This is a genomic window from Antarcticibacterium sp. 1MA-6-2 (assembly GCF_021535135.1).
In the GTDB taxonomy this organism is placed as follows: domain Bacteria; phylum Bacteroidota; class Bacteroidia; order Flavobacteriales; family Flavobacteriaceae; genus Gillisia.
In genome coordinates, this window is sequence record NZ_CP091036.1 from 2,769,692 (window position 1) to 2,790,485 (window position 20,794).

16 protein-coding genes and 1 pseudogene are annotated in these 20,794 nt (G+C 39.1%); 5 read left to right on the forward strand and 12 right to left on the reverse strand.

What is annotated here, in order from left to right; translation table 11 throughout:
* Positions 1-22 precede the first annotated feature (22 nt).
* Positions 23-670 (reverse strand): hypothetical protein, encoded by a 648-nt coding sequence (locus LZ575_RS14210; RefSeq protein ID WP_235325118.1) that lies wholly within the window; start codon positions 668-670, stop codon positions 23-25.
* Positions 671-785: 115 nt separating this feature from the next.
* Between LZ575_RS14210 and LZ575_RS14215 the strand changes: the two genes are divergently transcribed.
* The 3 genes from LZ575_RS14215 to LZ575_RS14225 all read left to right on the forward strand — a co-directional run bounded on the left by LZ575_RS14215 (position 786) and on the right by LZ575_RS14225 (position 3,622).
* Entirely contained in the window at positions 786-1,604 is an 819-nt protein-coding gene (locus LZ575_RS14215; RefSeq protein WP_235325119.1) for a M57 family metalloprotease, read from the forward strand.
* A gap of 134 nt (positions 1,605-1,738) precedes the next feature.
* Entirely contained in the window at positions 1,739-2,458 is a 720-nt protein-coding gene (locus tag LZ575_RS14220) for a DUF72 domain-containing protein (RefSeq protein WP_235325120.1), read from the forward strand.
* A gap of 96 nt (positions 2,459-2,554) precedes the next feature.
* Complete coding sequence (locus LZ575_RS14225) at positions 2,555-3,622, forward strand: ion channel (RefSeq protein WP_235325121.1); 1,068 nt, start codon at positions 2,555-2,557, stop codon at positions 3,620-3,622.
* Positions 3,623-3,653: 31 nt separating this feature from the next.
* On the opposite strand, the pseudogene LZ575_RS24310 reads toward LZ575_RS14225, so the two are convergent.
* The 5 genes and pseudogenes from LZ575_RS24310 to LZ575_RS14250 form a co-directional block, all read right to left on the reverse strand.
* A pseudogene (locus LZ575_RS24310) lies at positions 3,654-8,554 on the reverse strand (DNA repair ATPase).
* Between the two features lie 344 nt (positions 8,555-8,898).
* Complete coding sequence (locus LZ575_RS14235) at positions 8,899-10,980, reverse strand: SPFH domain-containing protein (RefSeq protein WP_235325122.1); 2,082 nt, start codon at positions 10,978-10,980, stop codon at positions 8,899-8,901.
* A 10-nt stretch (positions 10,981-10,990) separates the two neighbouring features.
* On the reverse strand, positions 10,991-11,707 hold the full coding sequence (locus LZ575_RS14240; protein WP_235325123.1) for a hypothetical protein: 717 nt from the start codon (positions 11,705-11,707) through the stop codon (positions 10,991-10,993).
* A 2-nt stretch (positions 11,708-11,709) separates the two neighbouring features.
* On the reverse strand, positions 11,710-12,426 hold the full coding sequence (locus LZ575_RS14245) for a PspA/IM30 family protein (RefSeq protein WP_235325124.1): 717 nt from the start codon (positions 12,424-12,426) through the stop codon (positions 11,710-11,712).
* Positions 12,427-12,446: 20 nt separating this feature from the next.
* The gene (locus tag LZ575_RS14250; protein WP_235325125.1) at positions 12,447-12,842 is read right to left on the reverse strand and encodes a YbjN domain-containing protein; all 396 of its coding nucleotides are present in this window, start codon (positions 12,840-12,842) and stop codon (positions 12,447-12,449) included.
* A 323-nt stretch (positions 12,843-13,165) separates the two neighbouring features.
* Here LZ575_RS14250 and LZ575_RS14255 point away from each other — a divergent pair, with 323 nt between their 5' ends.
* Positions 13,166-13,921, forward strand: a complete 756-nt coding sequence (locus tag LZ575_RS14255) for a helix-turn-helix domain-containing protein (protein ID WP_235325126.1) — start codon at positions 13,166-13,168, stop codon at positions 13,919-13,921.
* 142 nt (positions 13,922-14,063) lie between these two features.
* Complete coding sequence (locus LZ575_RS14260) at positions 14,064-15,572, forward strand: VCBS repeat-containing protein (RefSeq protein WP_235325127.1); 1,509 nt, start codon at positions 14,064-14,066, stop codon at positions 15,570-15,572.
* A 62-nt stretch (positions 15,573-15,634) separates the two neighbouring features.
* On the opposite strand, the gene LZ575_RS14265 is transcribed toward LZ575_RS14260, so the two are convergent.
* The 6 genes from LZ575_RS14265 to LZ575_RS14290 form a co-directional block, all read right to left on the reverse strand.
* On the reverse strand, positions 15,635-16,537 hold the full coding sequence (locus tag LZ575_RS14265; RefSeq protein WP_311196085.1) for an IS3 family transposase: 903 nt from the start codon (positions 16,535-16,537) through the stop codon (positions 15,635-15,637).
* Entirely contained in the window at positions 16,501-16,935 is a 435-nt protein-coding gene (locus tag LZ575_RS14270; protein ID WP_235325074.1) for a helix-turn-helix domain-containing protein, read from the reverse strand. The genes LZ575_RS14265 and LZ575_RS14270 overlap by 37 nt, the downstream gene beginning before the upstream one ends.
* Before the next feature lie 288 nt (positions 16,936-17,223).
* Entirely contained in the window at positions 17,224-17,379 is a 156-nt protein-coding gene (locus tag LZ575_RS14275) for a hypothetical protein (protein WP_235325128.1), read from the reverse strand.
* Positions 17,380-17,693: 314 nt separating this feature from the next.
* Entirely contained in the window at positions 17,694-19,478 is a 1,785-nt protein-coding gene (locus LZ575_RS14280; RefSeq protein WP_235325129.1) for an alkaline phosphatase, read from the reverse strand.
* 246 nt (positions 19,479-19,724) lie between these two features.
* A complete protein-coding gene (locus LZ575_RS14285; protein ID WP_235325130.1) occupies positions 19,725-19,883 on the reverse strand; it encodes a hypothetical protein in 159 nt (52 codons plus the stop codon).
* A gap of 37 nt (positions 19,884-19,920) precedes the next feature.
* Complete coding sequence (locus tag LZ575_RS14290; protein ID WP_235325131.1) at positions 19,921-20,772, reverse strand: endonuclease/exonuclease/phosphatase family protein; 852 nt, start codon at positions 20,770-20,772, stop codon at positions 19,921-19,923.
* Positions 20,773-20,794: the final 22 nt, after the last annotated feature.

The following is a 20,794-nucleotide window of genomic DNA, read 5'->3' on the forward strand; positions in this document are numbered from 1 at the left end:
TTGAAGCCCGTTTAGCTCATACCTAGTTTTTTAGATCAATATCTGTGGTATCAAAAAGAAATTCTTTAATAGACACCTTAAGATTTTCTCCACGAACTTCAGGATAACGGTGATGTACAAAATTTATATTGTTAACCGTTAGATCATGTTTATTAACCGCAGTTTCTACCTGGGGTCGTTTATATAAACTAATGTGGGTGACAAGATCACTTTTCAGAAGTCTATTAAAATCCCCCGGGGATGCTCTTATTATAAAATAGTTTTGGTACTCCTGAAGTATTTCCATGCCTCGAATTTCTTTAAATTCAACGGCATCTACAGTGTTAACCGACAGAAGAACAGGAGCTTCAGGCCGAAACCTTTGCAGGGCAGGAGCCAGTTTCCAGTCTGCAGAAATTTCGTACAGAGTATCATCAGCAGTAAATTTCAGATCTGAAACAGAAGAAACCTGAATAATATGTGCATCTTTTGCATAAGATTTGACAATTTTTACCCCGGATAAATTTATTTCCTTTGGAAATTTTCCACTCTTAAGTAAGTAAAATCCTTCCTTTATAAAATTTTTAACATTTACTTCTTTTGCCCGCGGAGGCAGCAGGAATGGTTCCTGAGCCGTAATCAACTGAATATTAGCTGCCAGAAAAAAGAGTATCAGTAAATATTTTAGCATTGTGCAGCAGGAATTCTTTTATTTAATTCTATATATTGTTGCTAATTAAACATGTTTTATTCAAACCCCTTATCTTAAACTAAATTAAATTATGATGAAAAGTAAAATTACTTCGATGATCTGCGTGGTAGCATTGACTGCCACAACTTTTGTATCCTGTAATTCAGACTCTGAAAATGTAGAGCAGGATCAGGAATTGGCACAAATGGGAGAAAAACTGGAACTATTAGGTTTCAACATTCAGGATCTTCACAAAACCACCTTTAATGGAGTTGAAGGTTATGCAGTTGAAGGTGACATTTTCCTGACTAAAAATGAAATTATAGAAATGTCTCCTGCAATTTCTGTTTCAGATGATGTTTTGGAAACTGAACATTACCGCACCCATAATGTAGTTACTTCAGGAAGAACAATTTCTGTTTACATGGATGCAGAGTTTAATTCTACAATGCAGGCTGCGTTTGATGATGCTCTTGCACGTTATAATGCCCTTGCCTTAACTATAAAATTTCAAAGAGCTTCAAGTGAAGGTGCAGATATTGATGTTCTTGCAGAAAAATTGGCGAAATACAGGGGTTATACTATCCTTGGACGTAGTGCCGGATTCCCTGATGCAAGTGGAAATCCTGCTACTCCTATTGTTCTAAATTCTGATGTATACAACCCTCGAAGAGGAAGTATTCCTGCTGATGCAGCTACTGTAATTGCACACGAAATAGGACACGCTATCGGTTTTCGACATACAGACTATGCTGACCGTTCTTTTAGCTGTGGAGGAAGTTATTCCAATGAAGGAGCAGCTGATGTAGGAGCTGAATATATTCCAGGCACGCCTTCAGGACCGGAAGATGGTTCTTATATGTTAGCATGTAGCAACGGAACTGACAGACCTTTTACCACTGGAGACAGAACAGCATTAACTACTGTTTATTAATTGAAGTGTAATAAAAGTTATAAGAAGCCGTCCCCTGGACGGCTTTCTTATGTTCTTAATTGAGTTATTACTTTTATTTATTTTCAGTAACTTAATTAAAGTTGAAATGTTAAACTGAAATCGAAAAAGGCAAAATGGACTCAAAAATATACATAGGAACCAGCGGATATCAGTACAAGCATTGGAAAGGGGATTTTTATCCTGAAAATCTTCCGGTTTCACAATGGTTTGAGCATTACTGCAAATTTTTTGATACTATTGAGATCAATAATACTTTCTATAGAATGGCCAGTGCAGAAACTTTTCATAATTGGCGGGAAGCTGCGCCTGAAGGTTTTTGTTATGTGATCAAATACAGCAAATATGGTACTCACAATAAAAAGCTGAAGGATCCCGAAGGGCACGTAAATTACTTTTTAGACCGAGCTTCTCACCTTAAAAAAACTCTTGGCCCTATCCTGGTGCAACTGCCTCCAAACTGGAAGCGCAATTATCCGCGGCTCGACGAATTCTTGCAGGAAACGCCTAAAGGTTTAAGATGGGCAGTAGAAATCAGAGATCCCGATTGGTTTTCAGAGGAGCTTTATGAACTTCTCAGGAAACACGAGGCTTCCCTGGTTATTCACGATATGATAAAGGATCATCCTGTAGAACTCACTACAAACTGGGTTTATCTAAGATTTCACGGAGAAAACTACAGCGGTAGCTATACTGAAGAACAGCTGAATGGAATAGCGGCCAGTATTCGGGAATATTGGGAAGAGAAAAAGGACGTTTTTGTTTATTTTAATAATGACCTTGGCGGTCACGCAGTTAGAAATGCCATTACTTTAAAAGATAAACTGGGTATTTAACGTCGATATCTCCTAATCCATCAAGAAATTAAGTGATTTAGCGGGTTCTTTTACCTGGGAATTGTTAGGTTTGGAAAAATCAAGACCAAAACCTTCATGAGAGCCGTAGTTTCAATTCTCCCTTTTTTCATTATTTCTTTTTTGAATCCCATTAATGCACAGGACACTGCAGCTGTTACACCAGAACAAATTGTTATTGGAATAACTCCTACCCCACCCTTTGTCATGGAAAACGAGAGAGGATTTACTCGCCTGAGTATTTCTTCATGGGAACTGGTGAATGAAAGTTTGGATCTGAATTACACATACCGCTCCTATTCCTCTCTTCTCGAGCTGTTGACTGCCATCGAAAATAAAGAAGTGGACCTGAGCATCAATCCGATTACTGTAACCGACAGGCGGATGAAACGAATAAGTTTTTCCCAACCCTATTTTATTTCCTATACAGGAATTGCACAGCAGCAAGGCACCATTTTTTGGAAATACCTTGGGAATATCCTTAGCTGGAATTTTCTTTCGGCCATTCTTATTCTTTTAGCTGTGATCTTCATTTTTGGTTTCCTGGTGTGGATCTTTGAACGAAGGAAGAATAAGGAAGAATTTGGAGGAGGCCTTAAAGGTGTTTTTCAGGGCTTTTGGTGGAGTGCCGTAACAATGACCACTGTGGGTTATGGAGACAAATCTCCCAGGACTTTTGGCGGCAGGGTCATTGGGTTGATCTGGATGTTTATGGCAATTATATTAATTTCCACCCTTACAGCTGGAATAGCTTCTTCCCTTACAGTTCAAAATATAAATAACGAGATCAATTCCATCCGGGATCTGGAAAATTTTGAAGTTGTCACCGTTAGCGGTTCCAGTTCCCAGGAATTGTTAAGCCAGTACAATATTCTTTTTGATGAGGTTATAAATGAGCATGAAGGTATAGATGCCATTTTGGAAAAAGAAGGAGTTCTCTTTGTCTATGACCAACCTATTCTTAAGTATGAAATAGATCAAAGAGAACTTCACGATGAGCTTGAAGTGCTTCAACGTACTTTAAAAAGAGACTACTACTCCTATAGTTTTCCCAAAGGATCACCACTTATTGAAAAAATAAATCCGGCCCTGGTAGCTTCCCTTAAAAGCATGGAGTGGAATGTACTTATTGAGGAGTATAAATAGTTTATTCAATCTAAAGGAGAATTAAAACTATTTAGTCCAGTTTTTTCTTCTCCAGCCCTTTCTGAAGCACCTCTTTTATACCTTCAAGATTATCTGAAAATTGCATCATTTGAGATAAGATCTGCGCCATTTCATTTTTATTTCCGAAGCCTTTCAGCTTATTGTTCTTCACAAATGTTTCCTGAATGGTTTTCCACCGCTCCTGCTCCACCTCATCAAGTTGATCTACAAGCTCCTTGTACTTTAAGAGATTGGCTTCAGCAGAAGAAGTTAGCGTCTGTGATTCACTTTCATAATGGGAAAGCAACAGCCTGTCCAATTCTTTATCGTTCATAATCGGCACCACCTTCGCCACCAGTTTATTCATATCCCGATAGGAACCCTGCAGTTTAAACGAAGGCTGCGTCCTGTATTCATCTTCCATAGCTGCACTTTTTATATAGGCAGCATTCACCTTCAAAACGGTATTCCTAATCTCTATGACTTTTTCAAGAACAGAGGTGTACTCCTGGATCTCCTGGTTACTATGACTTCCCACCAGCTGTGCCTCCTGGTTATTATTCTCAATCCTGTTAAGCAGGGTGTAAACATCCTCAAAATGAGTGCTGCTCAACTGCTGCAACAACGGATTTGCAGTCAGGGAATTCTCCACAAGGCTTAATTTGAAAAGATGTTCAGTATCTCCAATAATATCCCCCAGGTTGTAAATGTCTGCCCGGTTTGCAAGCATATCGGGAATCCTGAATTTATCACTAGGTTTCTGTATATGGATTTCCTGCCATTATCACGCAGAACTTCTTTCCGCGCAGATCGTATGTTTTCGACTTTCCGTTGTAGACTCCTTCGATTTTTCTAGTACCGTCTGAAAGTGAAATAAACTTCTGCAGAAATTCCGGGTTGCAATGCTGAATATCATCCAGATAAAGCATCACATTATTGCCCATTTCGAAAGCCAAATTCAGCTTTTTCAACTCTTCCCTGGCAGCTGAATTTGTTGCCGAAATTGGATCTACTGAAGTTATCTCATGGCCAATTGCCGGACCGTTGATCCTGATGAATACCAGACCAAGCCGATCGGCAATGTATTCCATCAGGGTGGTTTTTCCGTATCCCGGAGGTGAGATAAGCAGCAACATTCCACTTCTGTCTGTCCTTGTTTTGTCACCCACTGTACCCAATTGCTTGGCGAGATTATCTCCAAACAAAGGAAAATAAACCTGGTCAATCAGTTTGTTCCGAACAAAAGAAGTGAGAACACGGGGTTTAAGTTCCTCCAATTTCAGTTCTTCCCGAAGGGTCTTTGTGATCTCCTGCTTCGCCTTTCTGAAGGAATTGTAAGCAGGAATATCATTATTGCTAAACTCCTCAAGTTGAGAAATGAATTTATGATAATTGAAATTAAATACGCCCTCCTTAAAGCTGGGATGCTCCCCGGTAAGTCCTTCAATAGCAGCTGCGGGAAATACTGCTTTTGTCTTAGAAATTGATTCGTCTCCAAACAGTATAATGCATACCACCTCATCAATATAGTTAAGAAGTAAATCCTTTTCTGATCCTTCCTGTTTACTGTTCACAAAAGCCGATACCCACTGCTTTATCAGCCTAATCTTACCTTTGTAATCGTTAACGGCTTCGTAACTGTTTTTAAATTTAAGATCTGCCTGCTGATTTTTCAGGGCTTTTAAGAAATCCTCTTTTAAAGAAATTGCTACACTGCTGCGTACGAACTCATCATCATTTTGAAGTTCTTCAAAGAGGTAAATGGCAATTTTTTCATTTACTGCGGAAGAAAACAAACCTGTCTCTTCTGCAAAAATTTCTATTTGCTTCTGAAGATTCTGAATAAGAAAATCATACTCTTTTGTAGCCGGAAAAATAGTTAAAACTTCCCCCGAAGCTTTTAAAGTTTGGTCCAGTTCTTTTCGCGCCTCCACCGGAAGGCTATTCCAGAAATATTGCGCGTAACTTCTCAGCTGTGGAGAAAAAATCAGCAATCCCAATTCGTGGTGCTTGTGGACCAGAACACTTAAAATTTTAGCTGCATCGACATCGTGTACTCCTTTGATGTAGCCTTCGGAATAATCGCTGCTGCTTTCCTTTTGAACGATCTTAAGTAATTCCTCTTCTGAAGCTTTCAACAATTCTTCGCCGGGTAGTTCCCTGAATAATTTATAAGCAAGGTAGGACGACCTGTAGACACGTTCATTTTCAGAAACAAATTCCTGCTCCCACAGTTTTTGTGAATTCAGCAGAGTTTCATCTTTTAGTTCCTGATAAAAATCGGTTCCGGTCAGATGATAATGCGGCGCGCCATCTTTTAAAACAATGGTAAGGTCCAGCGGCTGTTTGTTTACCCCGAATTTATGCTTCCCAAGCCTGATCACATTGTCTCCATCCTCGTATAGTTCCAGCTTATCCTTGAGCCTGCGCAAGGCATTTTCCCTTGCTGTTTTAAGACTGGTCTCAATTTCTTCGGCTTTCCCGCTGTCATCCAGTTCTACGAGCTGTTTAATTATGTCCCTTACCTTATTGATCATAAGGTCGGCCGCAAAATAACCGTGGATTTCTGATGCCGAAGTAAATCGTTCAGCTTTGGAATGAGCTCCTTTTAAAATTCTTTCCGCAGCATTTTGAAGCGCCATTGCTTTTTTATTCCGCTTCTCAACCAGGGCATTTTTCCGGGCTTCGAAAGCGCCATGAACTTCTTCCCGCTTTTCGATGATCAACGAAATAAATTCCTCAAAATCGGTAAATTTCCCTTCCAGTTCTTCCAGCTGAATCGAGATCTTTGTCTGGAATTCATCACATTTTTCGGGAGTGCTTAAGCAATGTCAAGGTAATTGATGATACTTTGATCGATAAGCTTTAGCTGCGCAGCAAAATCAGCTCTCGCCTCTGCACTTCCCAAAGAGGTTTTCTTGTTTCTTAAAGCCGCTTTTAATTGATTAATTGTTGCAAAAATGAGGGAGATATTATCGATGATCTTTGTGGAATGAGCCGTGTCTTCTATGTCAAGATTGGAAACGATCTCGATCAACAATTCCAGATCTGCGGCGATTTGATTCACCTCCTCCTCCAGTTTTTTAATCTCTACAACCTTCGATACTTTTTCCAGTGCCTGCTGCTTCTCCTGAACAGATTTCTGATATGGCTGCAGTGCTTTTTCATCCAGAAGGAACTTCACACATTTCTCTGAGATCTTCTGGGTTTGTTCAGCTATTTCTGCCTCCAGTTCAGTAATGAACTCGGCATCAACATAACGAACATCTTTCAGGTTTATCACCTCTCCCCTTAACTTCCTTAATTCAGTAAGGAAAAATACAAAGTCATTAATGGTCTTGTAAGGAGAACTTTTAATTTTTGCAAACAAAGCCTCTGCTTTCTCCCGAATTTCGTGTGTCTGTTGCTGTGCATTTTTCTTAAGTTGTACAACTTTTTCAAACTCATCAATAGCAGCATTTGCCGCCTTATTGATCTCGCTTATCGGCTCATTAAGCTGTTGTGCGTCCGGCTCCGGCAACCAGTAATAGGAATCTAATATATCTTTAGAAAATTTAGAAATATCCAGATATAAGCCGCCGTAGTTATCTTCCTTGTTCAGGAGATTCACAAGCCCGTTCACCTCTGCCATTGCTTTTACAATATCCTTATTTCCAATTTTATAAAGCAGGGTGTCCTCGTGCTGCGAAGGCATAAAATCTCCTTTTAAATAGGGAGTCTGCCAGATTTGTATCACGTGATGCTTTGTCTGCTCATTTTCAGTTTTAAAATAGCAGAGTTCTCCATTTTTCAGAATTGTAAATCCGTTACAAATGATTGGCGTCAGGATCTCCTGGGTAATAATATTGTACGACATAAGGTTGTACAATCCTTCCTTTGAAGAGTAGAACACATACAGGTAATCCTCGCCGTTTGGAGAGGCAATCTTTTGTTCAAATTTTACATTGTCAATGCCATTGCCCAGGAGCTTATACTCTCCCGTTTGCAGGTAATAGCTTAGGTGGGGAAAATGATTCCCTGATCATCTGGCAACAATAGACAGGAGTTTTTGATGCTCTCGATTTTCTTTACCTCCTTCAGTTTGTGATTGTAAACAAAATATCTAGGCTCTTCCTGGAAAGGTTTTATTTCCAGGGCTATAAGATTTCCCAGGTTGGCATAACGATACTGCCCGTCATCAAGGGTTTGATCCAGTTGCTCTACAGGTTCAGCAAGAATTCCCTTTCCTTCCTTAGTATTATCTTCAATTTTAATAGTAAGATCTCCCCCAACAGTTTCCACAAAAACCTTATCCAGGATCGATACATGGGGATGAGCGCCATAACGGTGCATATCCCGGGTAGCTTCCTGCCACTTAAACTCGTGCTGCGCCTGATATTTAAATTCGTGATCGCTGCGGTTGTCTATGTACTGAATCGAATTATCTTTTATAAGCCACTTGAAAGTCTTGATATCTGTCACACTATCGCTAAGCTGAAAGATCATGTGGAGGTAATTGCCTATAATGGCAAATTTGGAAAAGATGGTATTCCGGTAATATTTATAGAGGTTGGCAAAATCTGAAACAAAAGTTTCATCCTGTAAAATATCCAGTGGTCGTGGTTCAAAACGATTGTCTTTAAACTCGTAGATACTGAAAACATCAGATAAGGTTATCTCTGTACGCAGCCCAAAATGCACATTATAACCGAACACACAGGTGTTGCCAAGGGAAATGATGTCCCGGGCAATACAGTTATTCTCTGTGTTGATACGGTCATTGGAGATAAGTTTCGTTTCCAAGGAACCAAAAACTTCTTTCCTGTCCAGGTTTAATTTTTGAAGACGCTCCTGGAGATCAGATTTCTGCTTCTGTAAGCGATTCTGAATGATCTCATAGGTACCGCCATCCAGTGCCCGAGCATCTTTTTGTTTTAATTGATCTACTGCCATTTTGATTGGATACTAACTTTGGTGTCAAAAAATGTTGAGTAAAAATAGAGGTACAGGGGACCCAAATGTCCCCGGGTACTCCATTAATCTTCCGAAATAATAAGAAAGAGGCTGTTTAACTTCTGCGAGAATGATTCTAACTCCATTGCACTTCTCGATACATTTTCTCCTTTCCTTCCGGTCAGGAGAAAACACTCGAAGTGACGGCTTCCTTTGCACATCCCGATACATTTTCTCCTTTCCTTCCGGTCAGGAGAAAACACTCGAAGCGACGGCTTTATTTCACCTTGAACAATTTAAGTTCAGGTTGCCAAAAGTAAGCGTTAAACAACCTCCCAATACAACTACTTATGGTTCAGCTTTGGAAGCGGCTTATTTGAAATTCCAAGACCATCGGCCAGGGTCAACAAATTACCGAAGATCGTTTGCTCTTCCTGATCATCAGATTTTTGTCTCAAATTATTAAGCAAGGTCGCGATACTCAGGTTTTTAATATCTTCTGAAGAGATCCCGTACTTATCTGTAAACATTTTTATCTTGTCCAGAAGATCTCCTTTTACATTATCACTTCCTAAAATAGCATTCTTAACATCCTGAAGGTTATGGCTGTTTTCTACCAGCCTGTCATATCCCTTAGCTTTTGTTATCTGACTAATGATCTGGTCAAAGAACATGGTCTCTCCTCCCACTATGTCTATTTTGGCTGCTCTTAAAGCATCTCCAAGAACTGCTGCCTGGGCATCGGCAATATCTTTTTGGATATTGATATGCGCAAGGTCTACCTGCAGGTCTTTATCAAGACGCAATTTGAACTCCTCGTGGTCTTTTCCAACTCCGTCCAGTTTCTTCATTGCATTTGCTTTCTCTTCAATACTGGCGGCATCGGCAAGGGCTTTTTCTTTAATCACAGCAGCTTCAGCAAGACCGTCTTTACGTTTAGCATCTGCTTTTGCTTCAATTCCGGCAGCTTCAGCTTTGGCTTTTTTCTCAATAATAGTAGCTTCCACAATTCCCTGGCGCTCGTTAGCATCAGCTTTTGCATGCATTACCTGAGCTTCAGACATACCTACTGTTGCTTCTTCTTTAGCTTGTGCTTCAGCTAAGATCTTACGTGCATCTGCCTCTTTCTCACTGGCTTCTTTATGCGCAAGTGCTTCAATATTGATTTCTTCTGCTTTTTGTTTTGCAGCTTCTTTAGAAGCTTCCGCAGCTTTAGTTACTTTGATTAAACCTTCCTGAGCTTCAGCTTCGGCAATGGTTATTTTTACCTGCTTCTCACGATCGGCAGTTTTGAAGGCGGCGATATCTTTCATATTCTCCTGCTCTTCTACCACTCCTTTTTCAAGAGCAACCCTGTCGCGAATTACATCCTGGATATTTTTCTTCTCAACCTCAACTACTTTTTCCTTCTCTATTTGAGCAAGAGTTACAACGCGTTCACGTTCTGTAGCTTCCAACATCCTGTCTTTTTCAACCCGTTCTGTTTCAACAGCTTCAGTTCGTTGCTTGTTCTTAAGGGCAACAATGATCTGCCGCTCCATGTTCTCCTCGGCAACTTTTACTTTCTCCTGGGTGATAATTCGAGCCGATTCAGATTTTAATTTTTCTTCTTCAGAAACCTTGGCAATTTCAGCTTCCTCCCTAGATTTGATATTTGCAATTTCACGTTTTTGCTGTTCTTCTTTTTCAGCTAACTGCTTGTCAAGCTCAAGAATAGCTTCTCTTGCCTCAACATCCTGCTTCCGGATTGTTTTTTCCTCATCCCTCTTGATAAGGTTCGCTTTGATATTTTGAATTGCAGTGAGCTCAGTGATCTTTTTAATACCCTGCGCATCCAGAATGTTATCAGCTTTTAAAGCGGTTACAGAAGTTTGCTCCAAAAAGTCAATCGCGCAATCCTCCAGAGTGTATCCGTTAAGATCAGTCCCGATAATGTCCACGATCTCATCCCGAAATTCGCGGCGGGCTTCATAGAGCTCAATGAATTCAAACTTTTTCCCTACAGTTTTTAAGGCTTCAGAAAATTTGGCTTCAAAAAGATCTTCAAGGGTTTCAATTCGGGAAGCCCGGGCAACACCTATAGTTTGTGCTACTTTTTTAATGTATTCGATATCATTGTTAACCCTTACGAAAAAGGCAACTTTAATATCTGCACGCATATTGTCCTTACAAATAAGGCCTTCGTGCGCAAGACGTTCGATCTGGATCTTCTTTACTGAAACATCCATAATTTCCACCTTGTGAAAAACCGGAATTACATAAAGACCTTTATCTGTAGCCACTTGTGTACCTCCAAAACTGGTACGGATGAGTGCCTGTCCCTGCGGAACTTTTTTATAGAACATCGCAATGATGGCGAAGTATACGACAATGAGAAATAGCACTACTCCTATGCCTATTCCTATGATGGGTAAAATTGTTTCCATTGTTTAAGTTTTAATCGTTATATAATTGAACTAAGTAAAAATTATGATCTGGTGATCTTTTGATGATGAGGACATTGCTTCCATAAGGCAGCGCTTCCCCGTTAAGAGATTTCACATATACTGACATTGTGCTGCCTTCAACCTTTACCTCAGCATTTCCCATTTTATCTGCGGAAATTGAAGAAAGTAATAGCGCTTTCCGGCCCAGGTAATCTATTGGGAGGTCACCATCTTTATTCAGATTTTTGAAGAATCCCTTGAAAGGAGTGGTAAAAATCTTGGTGACGATAAGGGCCGGGAACATTGCTGCCAGCATAATTACAAATCCGAAGACATTGTCATACGAATAGGTAATTGATGTTGTAAGCGCAGTCATAAACCACCAGATAAAGATCCAGAAGGTAAACGTGAACATAAAAGGAAGACCCACAAAGTTGAAGTAGATCAAAAATACCTGCCACCACTTAAGCGGCCTGCGGCGTTTTCCCACTACATCTTCCTGGTTAACCTCGGCATTGGAAATATCCTGAAAATCCATATTCCCGCCTTCCATCCCGGTGCTCATATCCATTGCCGGGCTGGCATCTACATCCACGTCCACATCAAAATCGAGGTCGAAATCGATCCCTCCAATCATGGTTACCAGCCAGTAAAGGATAAGCACAATGAGCAGGATGGTTAAGACGAGATTAACCTCTGAAAATAATATGTTATAAAGATCTCCCAAGGTTATATTTCTTTGGAATCGTTAAGTCCTAACTTCTCTTTCAGCTTTGCAAGGTCATCGTTTGCCTTTGCGCTGGATGTATCGGCTGCTTTATTGATCTCATCATCTATAGACTTCGTTGCGTTCGCAATGTCACCGTAAGCCTCGGCCAAAGCTTCTTCCTGGGCAACTTTTTCCTTCATACGCTCCAGCATGGAGACGGTCCCGGTACTGTCGATCTCAGCCATTTGTTTGTTTAGGCTTTTAGTGGCGTTACTCACTTTTACGCGTGCCTTCAGGGTTTTAAGTTCATTTTCCCAGTTCCCGATGTTTCCTTTAATTGTCTGGATCGTTTTCTGAAGCTGAGCCACATTTGAATCAAATTTCGCTGACTCTTCTTTCGATCTTTGAACCTGTTGGTCTGCCGCTTCTTTTTGAACCAGGGCTTCTTTTGCAAGGCGATCTGCCTCAGTTGAGTTCATTTCTTTGCTGTGCCCTTTTTTCAGAATAATAATAGCCTTGTTTTGATATTCTTCAGCTTTATTCTGATATTCTTCCTGGTCGTTCTTTGCCCGAATAGCAAGTGCTTTCACCTGGGCAAGGGCCTCAAGGCTCTTATCGAGATCTTCTTTCATATCTCTTATACCCTGTTCTGTCATTTTTATGGGATCTTCCATATTGTCAATAGCCGAATTTGTTTCAGCCTGGCCTATCTTAAATAATCTTTTGAAAACGTTCATGATTTCTGTTTTTAATAATGTTAGTATTTTGAAAATTCAATAATGTTGTCTGAGTACTCGCTCATCAATAAGCTTAGGGAGTTTAAACTTCCCTCCAGTTCGTTTATATCAAGATTCTCGATTTGCAGCGTGTCCCTGAAAATCACTTTTTCTCCTGTTTCATCGAGAACAAAAGCACCGTGTATAATATCCCGGTTCTTTTGGAGCAGACTCTTAAATATTTTTTCTGACTGCGCATTGATCCTAAATATAAATTGCTCGAGGATTAATATTGGCGGGGCTACTCCCAGGATGAGGTTTTTTATCCCATAGCTCTCCTTTTGTACTACCAGGATGCCATCCTCAGGATCTTCACGGCTAACGTGAAAGTTCAGTTCCAGTAAAAAATCTCGTGTAATGTGGTAGTGATCTTTCATCTAAAATTGGTTAAGAGTGTTAAAAATTTCTAAAAGTAATATTACAAAAATCCTGTAAAGTGCTGGCTATATAATAACTTTAATGATAAGGTCAATGACAAAAAATGTTAATGCGATCATAATTGTAGTTTTTGATGGTTAGTAAAGATTTTTAAAAGCTCAAGACAGAACTCTTTTATCTTTCCCGTGGTATACAATATGGCCCTTCACAAGGAAATTTGAAAAGTATGTCTCATAATATTAGCAGGATTCAAAGGTATTTGCTAATATTGTTAGACCAATTTACAAATAAAATTCTTATTTGCAAATATAATTAGCAAAATATGTCATTTTTCGGTAAAAATATTAGGAAGATAAGAAGTGTCCGGTCTCTAAGCCAACAAGCCTTTGCTGATCTTTTCGATTTAAAACGCGGAACCTTAGGAGCTTACGAAGAAGGAAGAAGCGAACCTAAAATAGATACAATAATTACTATTGCTAAGTATTTTAGCATTCCCATTGACGAACTTTTGACTAAAGAACTTACTGTTAACCGTCTATTGAAGTTTAAAGGCAACTTAACTACGGAACAAGAGGAGTTTGTAAAGGAGCAATTTGCCAATATTCCCTGTATCATCAAAAACAACAGTAATGATTACCTGCACAATCACGATAAAGAGGAATTCATTAAAAGAATGCCGTGCCTGAACCTGCCGATAAGTAAAGAGGTAAATTATCGCGGATATACCGTAGATAATCTTGAAATGAGCAGTAACGATAAAGGCTTATTTCCTAAAGATGTTGTTATTGGAGAGTTTATACCTGAAAAAAATTATAGAAATCTTGACAATGGCACCCTTGTGCTTGTGGTGCTTGAAAACCAGCTGGTGCTACGCTTACTTTACATTACAAACGGCATCCTCGTACTAAGGGCAGAGCACAAGAATGTGGAAGAAATTTCTGTTGACCTTAAAGAGGTAAAGGAAATATGGAGAATTTGCTATGTTTTTTACCATCGTCTACCTGTTATGGGGGAAGCACTTGAAGACAAGTTGCTTTACCTGGAAAGAGAAATGGAAAAAATAAGATCCAGGATGTAAATCAAGTATAGCACCTTTCTTAAGTTTTAGAACTTTTTATTCTTCAACGAATTACCTGAATAGTATAATTCTATTTTTTTCCTGTATTTTCGGAAAAACCAGCTTTTAAATTTTCCGTGTAATCTCTATCACTTTAAATACATTGTTACTGCACCGCTTTTCTTTTATACTGGTAATTGTTATAGTCTCCTGTGCTCCTAACAATGATAAAAAAGCTGAAGCACTTTATGTGGGTCACTGTGCACGTTGTCATCTGGCCCCCGATATTAATTCTCTTCCCCGGGATCTCTGGAAAAATAATGTGCTGCCAGATATGGCCGCACGCATGGGAATTATCGACAGTTCCAACAATCCTTATACGGGACTTTCATTTAAACAGCAGGAAGCCATAATGAAAACCGGGCTTTATTCCGGGGAAGCCACTATTACAGCTGAAGACTGGAGAATTCTTGAAGATTATATTCTTGAAAATGCTCCCGAAAGTATACCAGCGCACCCGGCTCCCAAATCCAGCAAAAAGCTAAACCAATTTAAGCTGCGGACAATTAATATTGACAGTAGCCAGGGTTCACAAATTACCTTTCTTGATTATAATGATCAACAGGAGTTACTTTATCTGGGTGACCTTTCCGGAAATTTAATACAACACGACCTTATAGCAAAAAGTTCTGTGATCTTCGGAAATTTTGTAACCCCAGTGAGTGATTTTTTTCAGAAGGACAACGATTCTTATGTAACTACCATGGGATTTTTACATCCTTCAGAATTATCCTCGGGAAAGATCTTTATAAATACCAATAATCCCGACTCAAACAGTTTACCCGGAACCCTGCACAGGCCTGTAAATTCGCTGATAACAGATCTCGACCAAAATGGTAACAATGAAATTATTGTAAGTGAATTTGGAAACCTAACGGGACAGTTATCCTTGTGGATCAAAAACGGGGACAATTATAAAAAGCAAGTGTTACTAAAACAGCCAGGGGTTATAAGATCACTGGCTCACGATATGGATAAGGATGGAAAAAAGGACCTTATAGTACTTACCAGCCAGGGAGATGAAAGTATTACGGTTTTATATCAGGAAAACAATTTAAAGTTTCGCAAAGAGAAGTTAATACAGTTTAGTCCTGTTTATGGAAGCAGTTGGTTTGAGCTGGTAGATTATGATAACGATGGGGATATGGATATTATATCTGTTCAGGGGGATAATGCAGATAAAACTTATATATCTAAACCCTACCACGGGCTCCGTATTCACATCAATGACGGCAACAATAATTTTGAGGAGAAATATTTTTATCCGCTAAACGGCGCCACCAGGTTTGTTTCGGGAGATTTTGACCAGGATGGGGATCTCGATATGGGTATTATAGCCACTTTTCCCGATTATGAAAACTATCCTAATTTCTCTTTTGTATACCTGGAGAATATAGATGCTCAGCATTTTAAATTTGATCCTTATACTTTTGACAAACCCGAACTGGGAAGATGGCTGTTAATAGATTCAGGCGATGTAGATAAGGATGGGGACCAGGATATAATCCTGGGATCTTTCACCTTTGCCTTTACCCCTGTACCTAAACAACTTTCTCAAAATTGGAACACCAATGATACGGATGTGGTAATTCTGGAAAATTTGCTAAAATGAGATAGAAAGACTGTCTAGTCCTAAATGAGCGATACAGATTATTAAGGATTAAAATTAATTATTTAAAGCTGAACGATGATCTCATTGTTCAGCTTTTTTGATTTGTACTGTTTTCTTTTTAGGACTAATTGTTGATGCATTTGATGTGGAGTTAGCATATGGTTTGACAGGTGTGGCCTTAAATGGTTGTAAATTTTTATTGCTTCATCTATTAGCTTTTTTCTTGTTGTGAGGTCAGTATCGTATTTTGCAATATGGAATTCCTGCTTTAATATTCCATTTATCCGCTCGGCAATGGCATTTTCATAGGGATCATACTTCTCAGTCATACTTGGTTTAATATTGTTTTTATCCAGTACCTTTTGATAGTCGTTGGAACAGTATTGGAGGCCCCTGTCGGAGTGGTGTATCAAAGGTTGGTCGCTATAGCATCTGTTTTTGACTGCCATCTCCATAGCTCTTATTGATCCTGACACATCCAAACTATTCGATACGTCGTGCCCCATTACAACTTTCGAGTAAGCATCTGTGACCAGTGCCAGGTATGCAGGATTCCTCCTATTGCCCACATAAGTAATATCACTTACCAAAACCTGTTCTGGCCTATTTATTTCTGTGGCACACAATAGGTTTTTGTGCTTTCTAAATCTATGGTGCGAGTCTGTGGTGATGTGATAGCTTCTCCTGGATTTTATCAGCATATGGTTTGCCCTAAGAATTCTAAAAAGTTTGTCACGTCCTACTTTCAAAGGAACAAGTTCTTCTTTAAGGATATGGTACAGCTTCTTGCTACCTAGCCTGGGCATCAGTATTCTTACGGGCCGCACCAAGGCAATTACCTTTTGTGCCACTTCCTGTTTTTCAATGGTAGATCTAATGGATCTGTAATATACCTGTCTACTTACCCCGAGTAAATCACAGGAAGAAACTATTGTTTCTTTGTGTTCTTCTTTGAAGTGGTCGATAACCCGGGCGTGTAATTTTTTCTGATCTGGATGTCATATTCTTTCTCGGCCATATCTACCAGCATATCGAAGATAATGACTTTCTTATCTGCTCGCTCGGCAAGATGCTCCGCCCTTGCCTTCTGTTTCTCCAGCAGTTTGACTTTGGCCTCTAGCTCAAGGATTCTTTGTTCAGGTGTTTTTGCCACAATAGTTCCAGATTGATTCTCCCAATCAAAGTTACCATATTTTCTGAGCCATTCCCTAATTGTTGATTTAGCTTGAATCCCATATTTATGACAAGCTTCTGTCCTGCCTAGTTGACCAAATTCAATTTCCTGGACAACTTGTAACTTAAAAGAAACAGAGTAATCTTTTTGGGTACGCTTGATATACCCTTTGCTCGCTGATGTTTTCATTACACTAGATTTTTAGTGTATCGCTATTTCAGGACAGGACAGAATACAGAACATAAAAATCCGCTCCTGGTTAGAGAGGGTTTTTTTAATGGACTTATCAATTGTTTACCTCTAAAGCAAGAGTTCCTTTACTTTATAAAGAAAATACCTAAAGGGAGGATTGGAATTGGATAAGATCACCATTATATAAATATATTCCAGATAAATGTTCAACTCCACACATTCATTAATGTAACCACCGCTGTGGCCAACAATATGCTCCACGCCTAAAATATGATGCTCTGTTCCTTATCCATATTTACAGTCTAGCGTGTGCGTCATTAGGAGTTTAGTGTTTTCATTCCTGAAGAGTTTTCCCTCCCTTAAGCCACTCAGGAATTTATGCATATCATCTACTATAGAAAATCCTCCTCCTGCCGAGAGTCCCACCTGGGTATTTCCCATTTTTAAAGGTTTCAAAAATGTGAGATTCTACAAACTCCTAAAAAGCTATATCGAAAATTTTTTAATTATGACTCCAGCAAAAAAAATCCGGTATTGCTATAGCGAAAAAACCTTCTCCGCGTTGAAAAGAAGGAACATCGACTTCAATATATGCCAGATAACTTGTTGAGGTTGTTAGGTTTTCCATTCTGCCAAACTCCGGATTCAGGAATATCTTAACTGTTCTGCCAAATTTTCTGTTTTAATGTCCCTTCTTAGAACTTAATGGATAGAGAGCCAGTGTCTCCCAAAAATCGCAGAAAGAACTAATCAAATTAATTTTCTATTCCCAAAGATCTGGAAATTTTCCTAAAAATTTCAGTGTTTTCATAAACACCTGTAAACCGTTCGGATTGAGGCCCATAGGAAAAAACAGGAACCATAGTAGCCGTGTGATCATTTGTTAAAAAATCACCTTCTATTTCATCATTTTCATTACTTCCCTTTACAATTCCAAAACCTGAAGTTTCATGATCGGCTGTGATTACAACCAATGTATTTTGATCTTTATCGGCAGCTTTAAGAACTTCTGCAATGGCCTCGTCAAAATCTAACATTTCCTGAACAATTCCGCCAATGTTGTTAGAGTGTCCATTACTGTCAATTTTAGCTCCTTCTATCATTAGAAAGTACGGCTTTTCCTGCTCCCCAAGTTTTTTAAGAACCTCTTTTACATGTTTTGGAAATAAATTTCCTCTGGAGCTGGGATCTGATATTTGAACCTCAGAGAGATAAATAGCTAATTTATTATTGAAATGCCTTAGACTTGAAATATCCTTTTTTTCAAACTTCTTCCGGATAGAGCTATAGTCTTTCGCCCCGGCTGAAACGAAAAAATTCAAACTACTTTGAAGCAAATCCTTCAAAATTCCTGTACTGTTATCACGTTCAGATTGGTGGGCATAAAAAGACGAAGGAGTGGCTCCGGTAATATTATCTGTTGTCATAACACCATTTATAAATCCATGATTTGCAAGAATTTCAGTTATGTTAGATAATTGTTCACCCTCAGGTCCAGTCCCTACTGCCCGGTTATTAGTCTTCTTTCCCGTTGCCATTGCGGTTCCCCCTGCCGCCGAATCGGTTACCAGATCATCATATGCTGAAGTTTTTATTAATCCAATGTCTTTTAACTGTGTTATTGTAAGCTGCCCCTTATTAGCTATTACTGCTGAAGAAATTTGCCCCAAACCATTTCCATCCCCAATCATTAAAATGACATTCTTGGGCTTTGCCTTAGAGTCGTGACGGTAATTGGGCCGATATACTGGAATAGGTTCTTGTAAAAGATAAGTTCGCTGATCAAGGCTTTCAAGATATTGGAAGGCCTCCCCAGGATGATCTGTATTAATGAAATCTACGCCCATCTTTGCAAATCTTCCCCAGGCAGTCTTAGTATCCGGAGCTGCCCAAAACCTTATTTTTTTACCTTTTTGATGGGCCAAATTTATGACACTTTCCACCTTTTCCATATCTTTCGCAGTAAGCCTGCCCAAGCCATTCCATTGCGAGTAATTTCTGAAATTCTGACTAATCACAGCTACTTTACCTAAATTTATTTCATCAAGATTATTTAAATTCTGATGATCAAAGTGTATAAAATTCGGATAGTTTTTGTAAGCCTCCGGAGCAGGAAGGTCCCCTGATATTACGATTTGCAAATTACAATTACTTCTTAAATGAGGATAATTTTGTAAAATTTCCAGGAGCTTAGCCAAAGTGGGCTCTGCCTTGGATTTAATATCTATCAATAGTTGTAGTTCCCTCAATTTACCATCACTTGCAAGGCCTGCAAGCGGCTTTAGGTATAATTTTTCTAAGGTTCTGGCGCTATCAATTTCCTTCTCGGTGTGGGCAACATACAAACTGTTATTCTTTAGAAAAACATCAGCCTCTATAGAACCAGCTCTGTGTGCATAAGCTTCCCAAAACGGCAGGTCTTGCAGATAATCGTTGTGCGAATGTATCTTGTACTGACCTTGACCCAGAGAGACGGTTGATACTAAAAGTAGAATCCAGCTTAATAATTGTACAGTTTTAATTTTTAAATGATAACGCATTTCTACTCTGTATATATTTTTAGAAAATTCTTTAAATCATACTTGGACGTGGGCCTTACAGTTCTCTTACTTAAAAAACTTTGGTTTGTAAATTTAATACTGAATCATTGGGGAGATGATTTAAAATGTAGGCCTAGTTAATTGCCCCCCTGGCTCATTACCCTAAAATCGTGCAGGTTTATATCCAATTAAATTATTGCTCTGAGGGGGTATAAATCCAAGATGTTGGTTGCAATTAGCTAATACTCAAAGCTCTCTTTGTGTCAGCCGCAGGAGGTAATCTTCAGATTTTTTACTCAGAAATGAGATGTTAGATGTCACGACCTCATTTTCTCCTCCATTAGGATCAATCGTTTCTCCCAAAAAGATCTTCATCCTAAATCTTTCTTCAAGAATTTCTACCAAATTGGCCTGGTTTTGATAATTAGTACATGTTTAGATTTTAATTAATTTTTAATTCTGCGACAATGGGCAAATGATCTGAAGCATAAGATTCATCTATTACTCCGTGATTTATTGTAGTGAATTTATTAGCAGGATGATGATAAGCAATAAAATCAATGGCTCGGACGGGATTTTGTGCAGAACTTGTAAAGGGGCAAGCATTACAGGTTCTTTTAAAATGTCGATCAAGAATACCTATAACTTCCGAGCCAGGAACGGCATTAAAATCTCCTGCAATAATAAAAGGCAGTTCTTCATCTTTAGCCAACTCTATAATTTTCTGAATCTGTAATAATCGATTAGTAGCCTCACCTTGAGCATCAAGGTGAGTACTTCCAAATCTTATTACATTACCTGCTGATGTGGTAATTTTAGCAGTAGCGAGAATCCTTGGTTCCCCATTTGTACCAGCCTGAGTAGGTAGCCTGTTAATATATTCTTCGGTCAGAGGAAATTTTGATAGAATTGCAACACCGTACGCTCCCCCGTCGTAGTCAATAGCTCTCCCAAAGAAGTAATTCATATTAAGAGCCAAAGCGATCTCCTGAGCCTGATTGCCCGGTCCCGATCTTCCAGTGTTCACATCTATCTCTTGTAAAGCTATTATATCCGGGTCTTCATTCCTTATAACCTGTACAATAGCACCAAGATCTATTAAATCCGGATTGGAGGGTGGGTTAGCATGGTGGATATTATAGGCCATTATTTTTAAGGTTTCTTCCACTGCTTCTTGAGTGTTTTCATTATCGGGAGGTAAATCTGGTTTAGAGGATGAGGAAGAAGATCCGGAGCAGGATATCAATACAAAAATGTACCCTACTATTAAACTTGAAATTTTAGTTTTTATCATGATTTATTTTAAATACTTATTA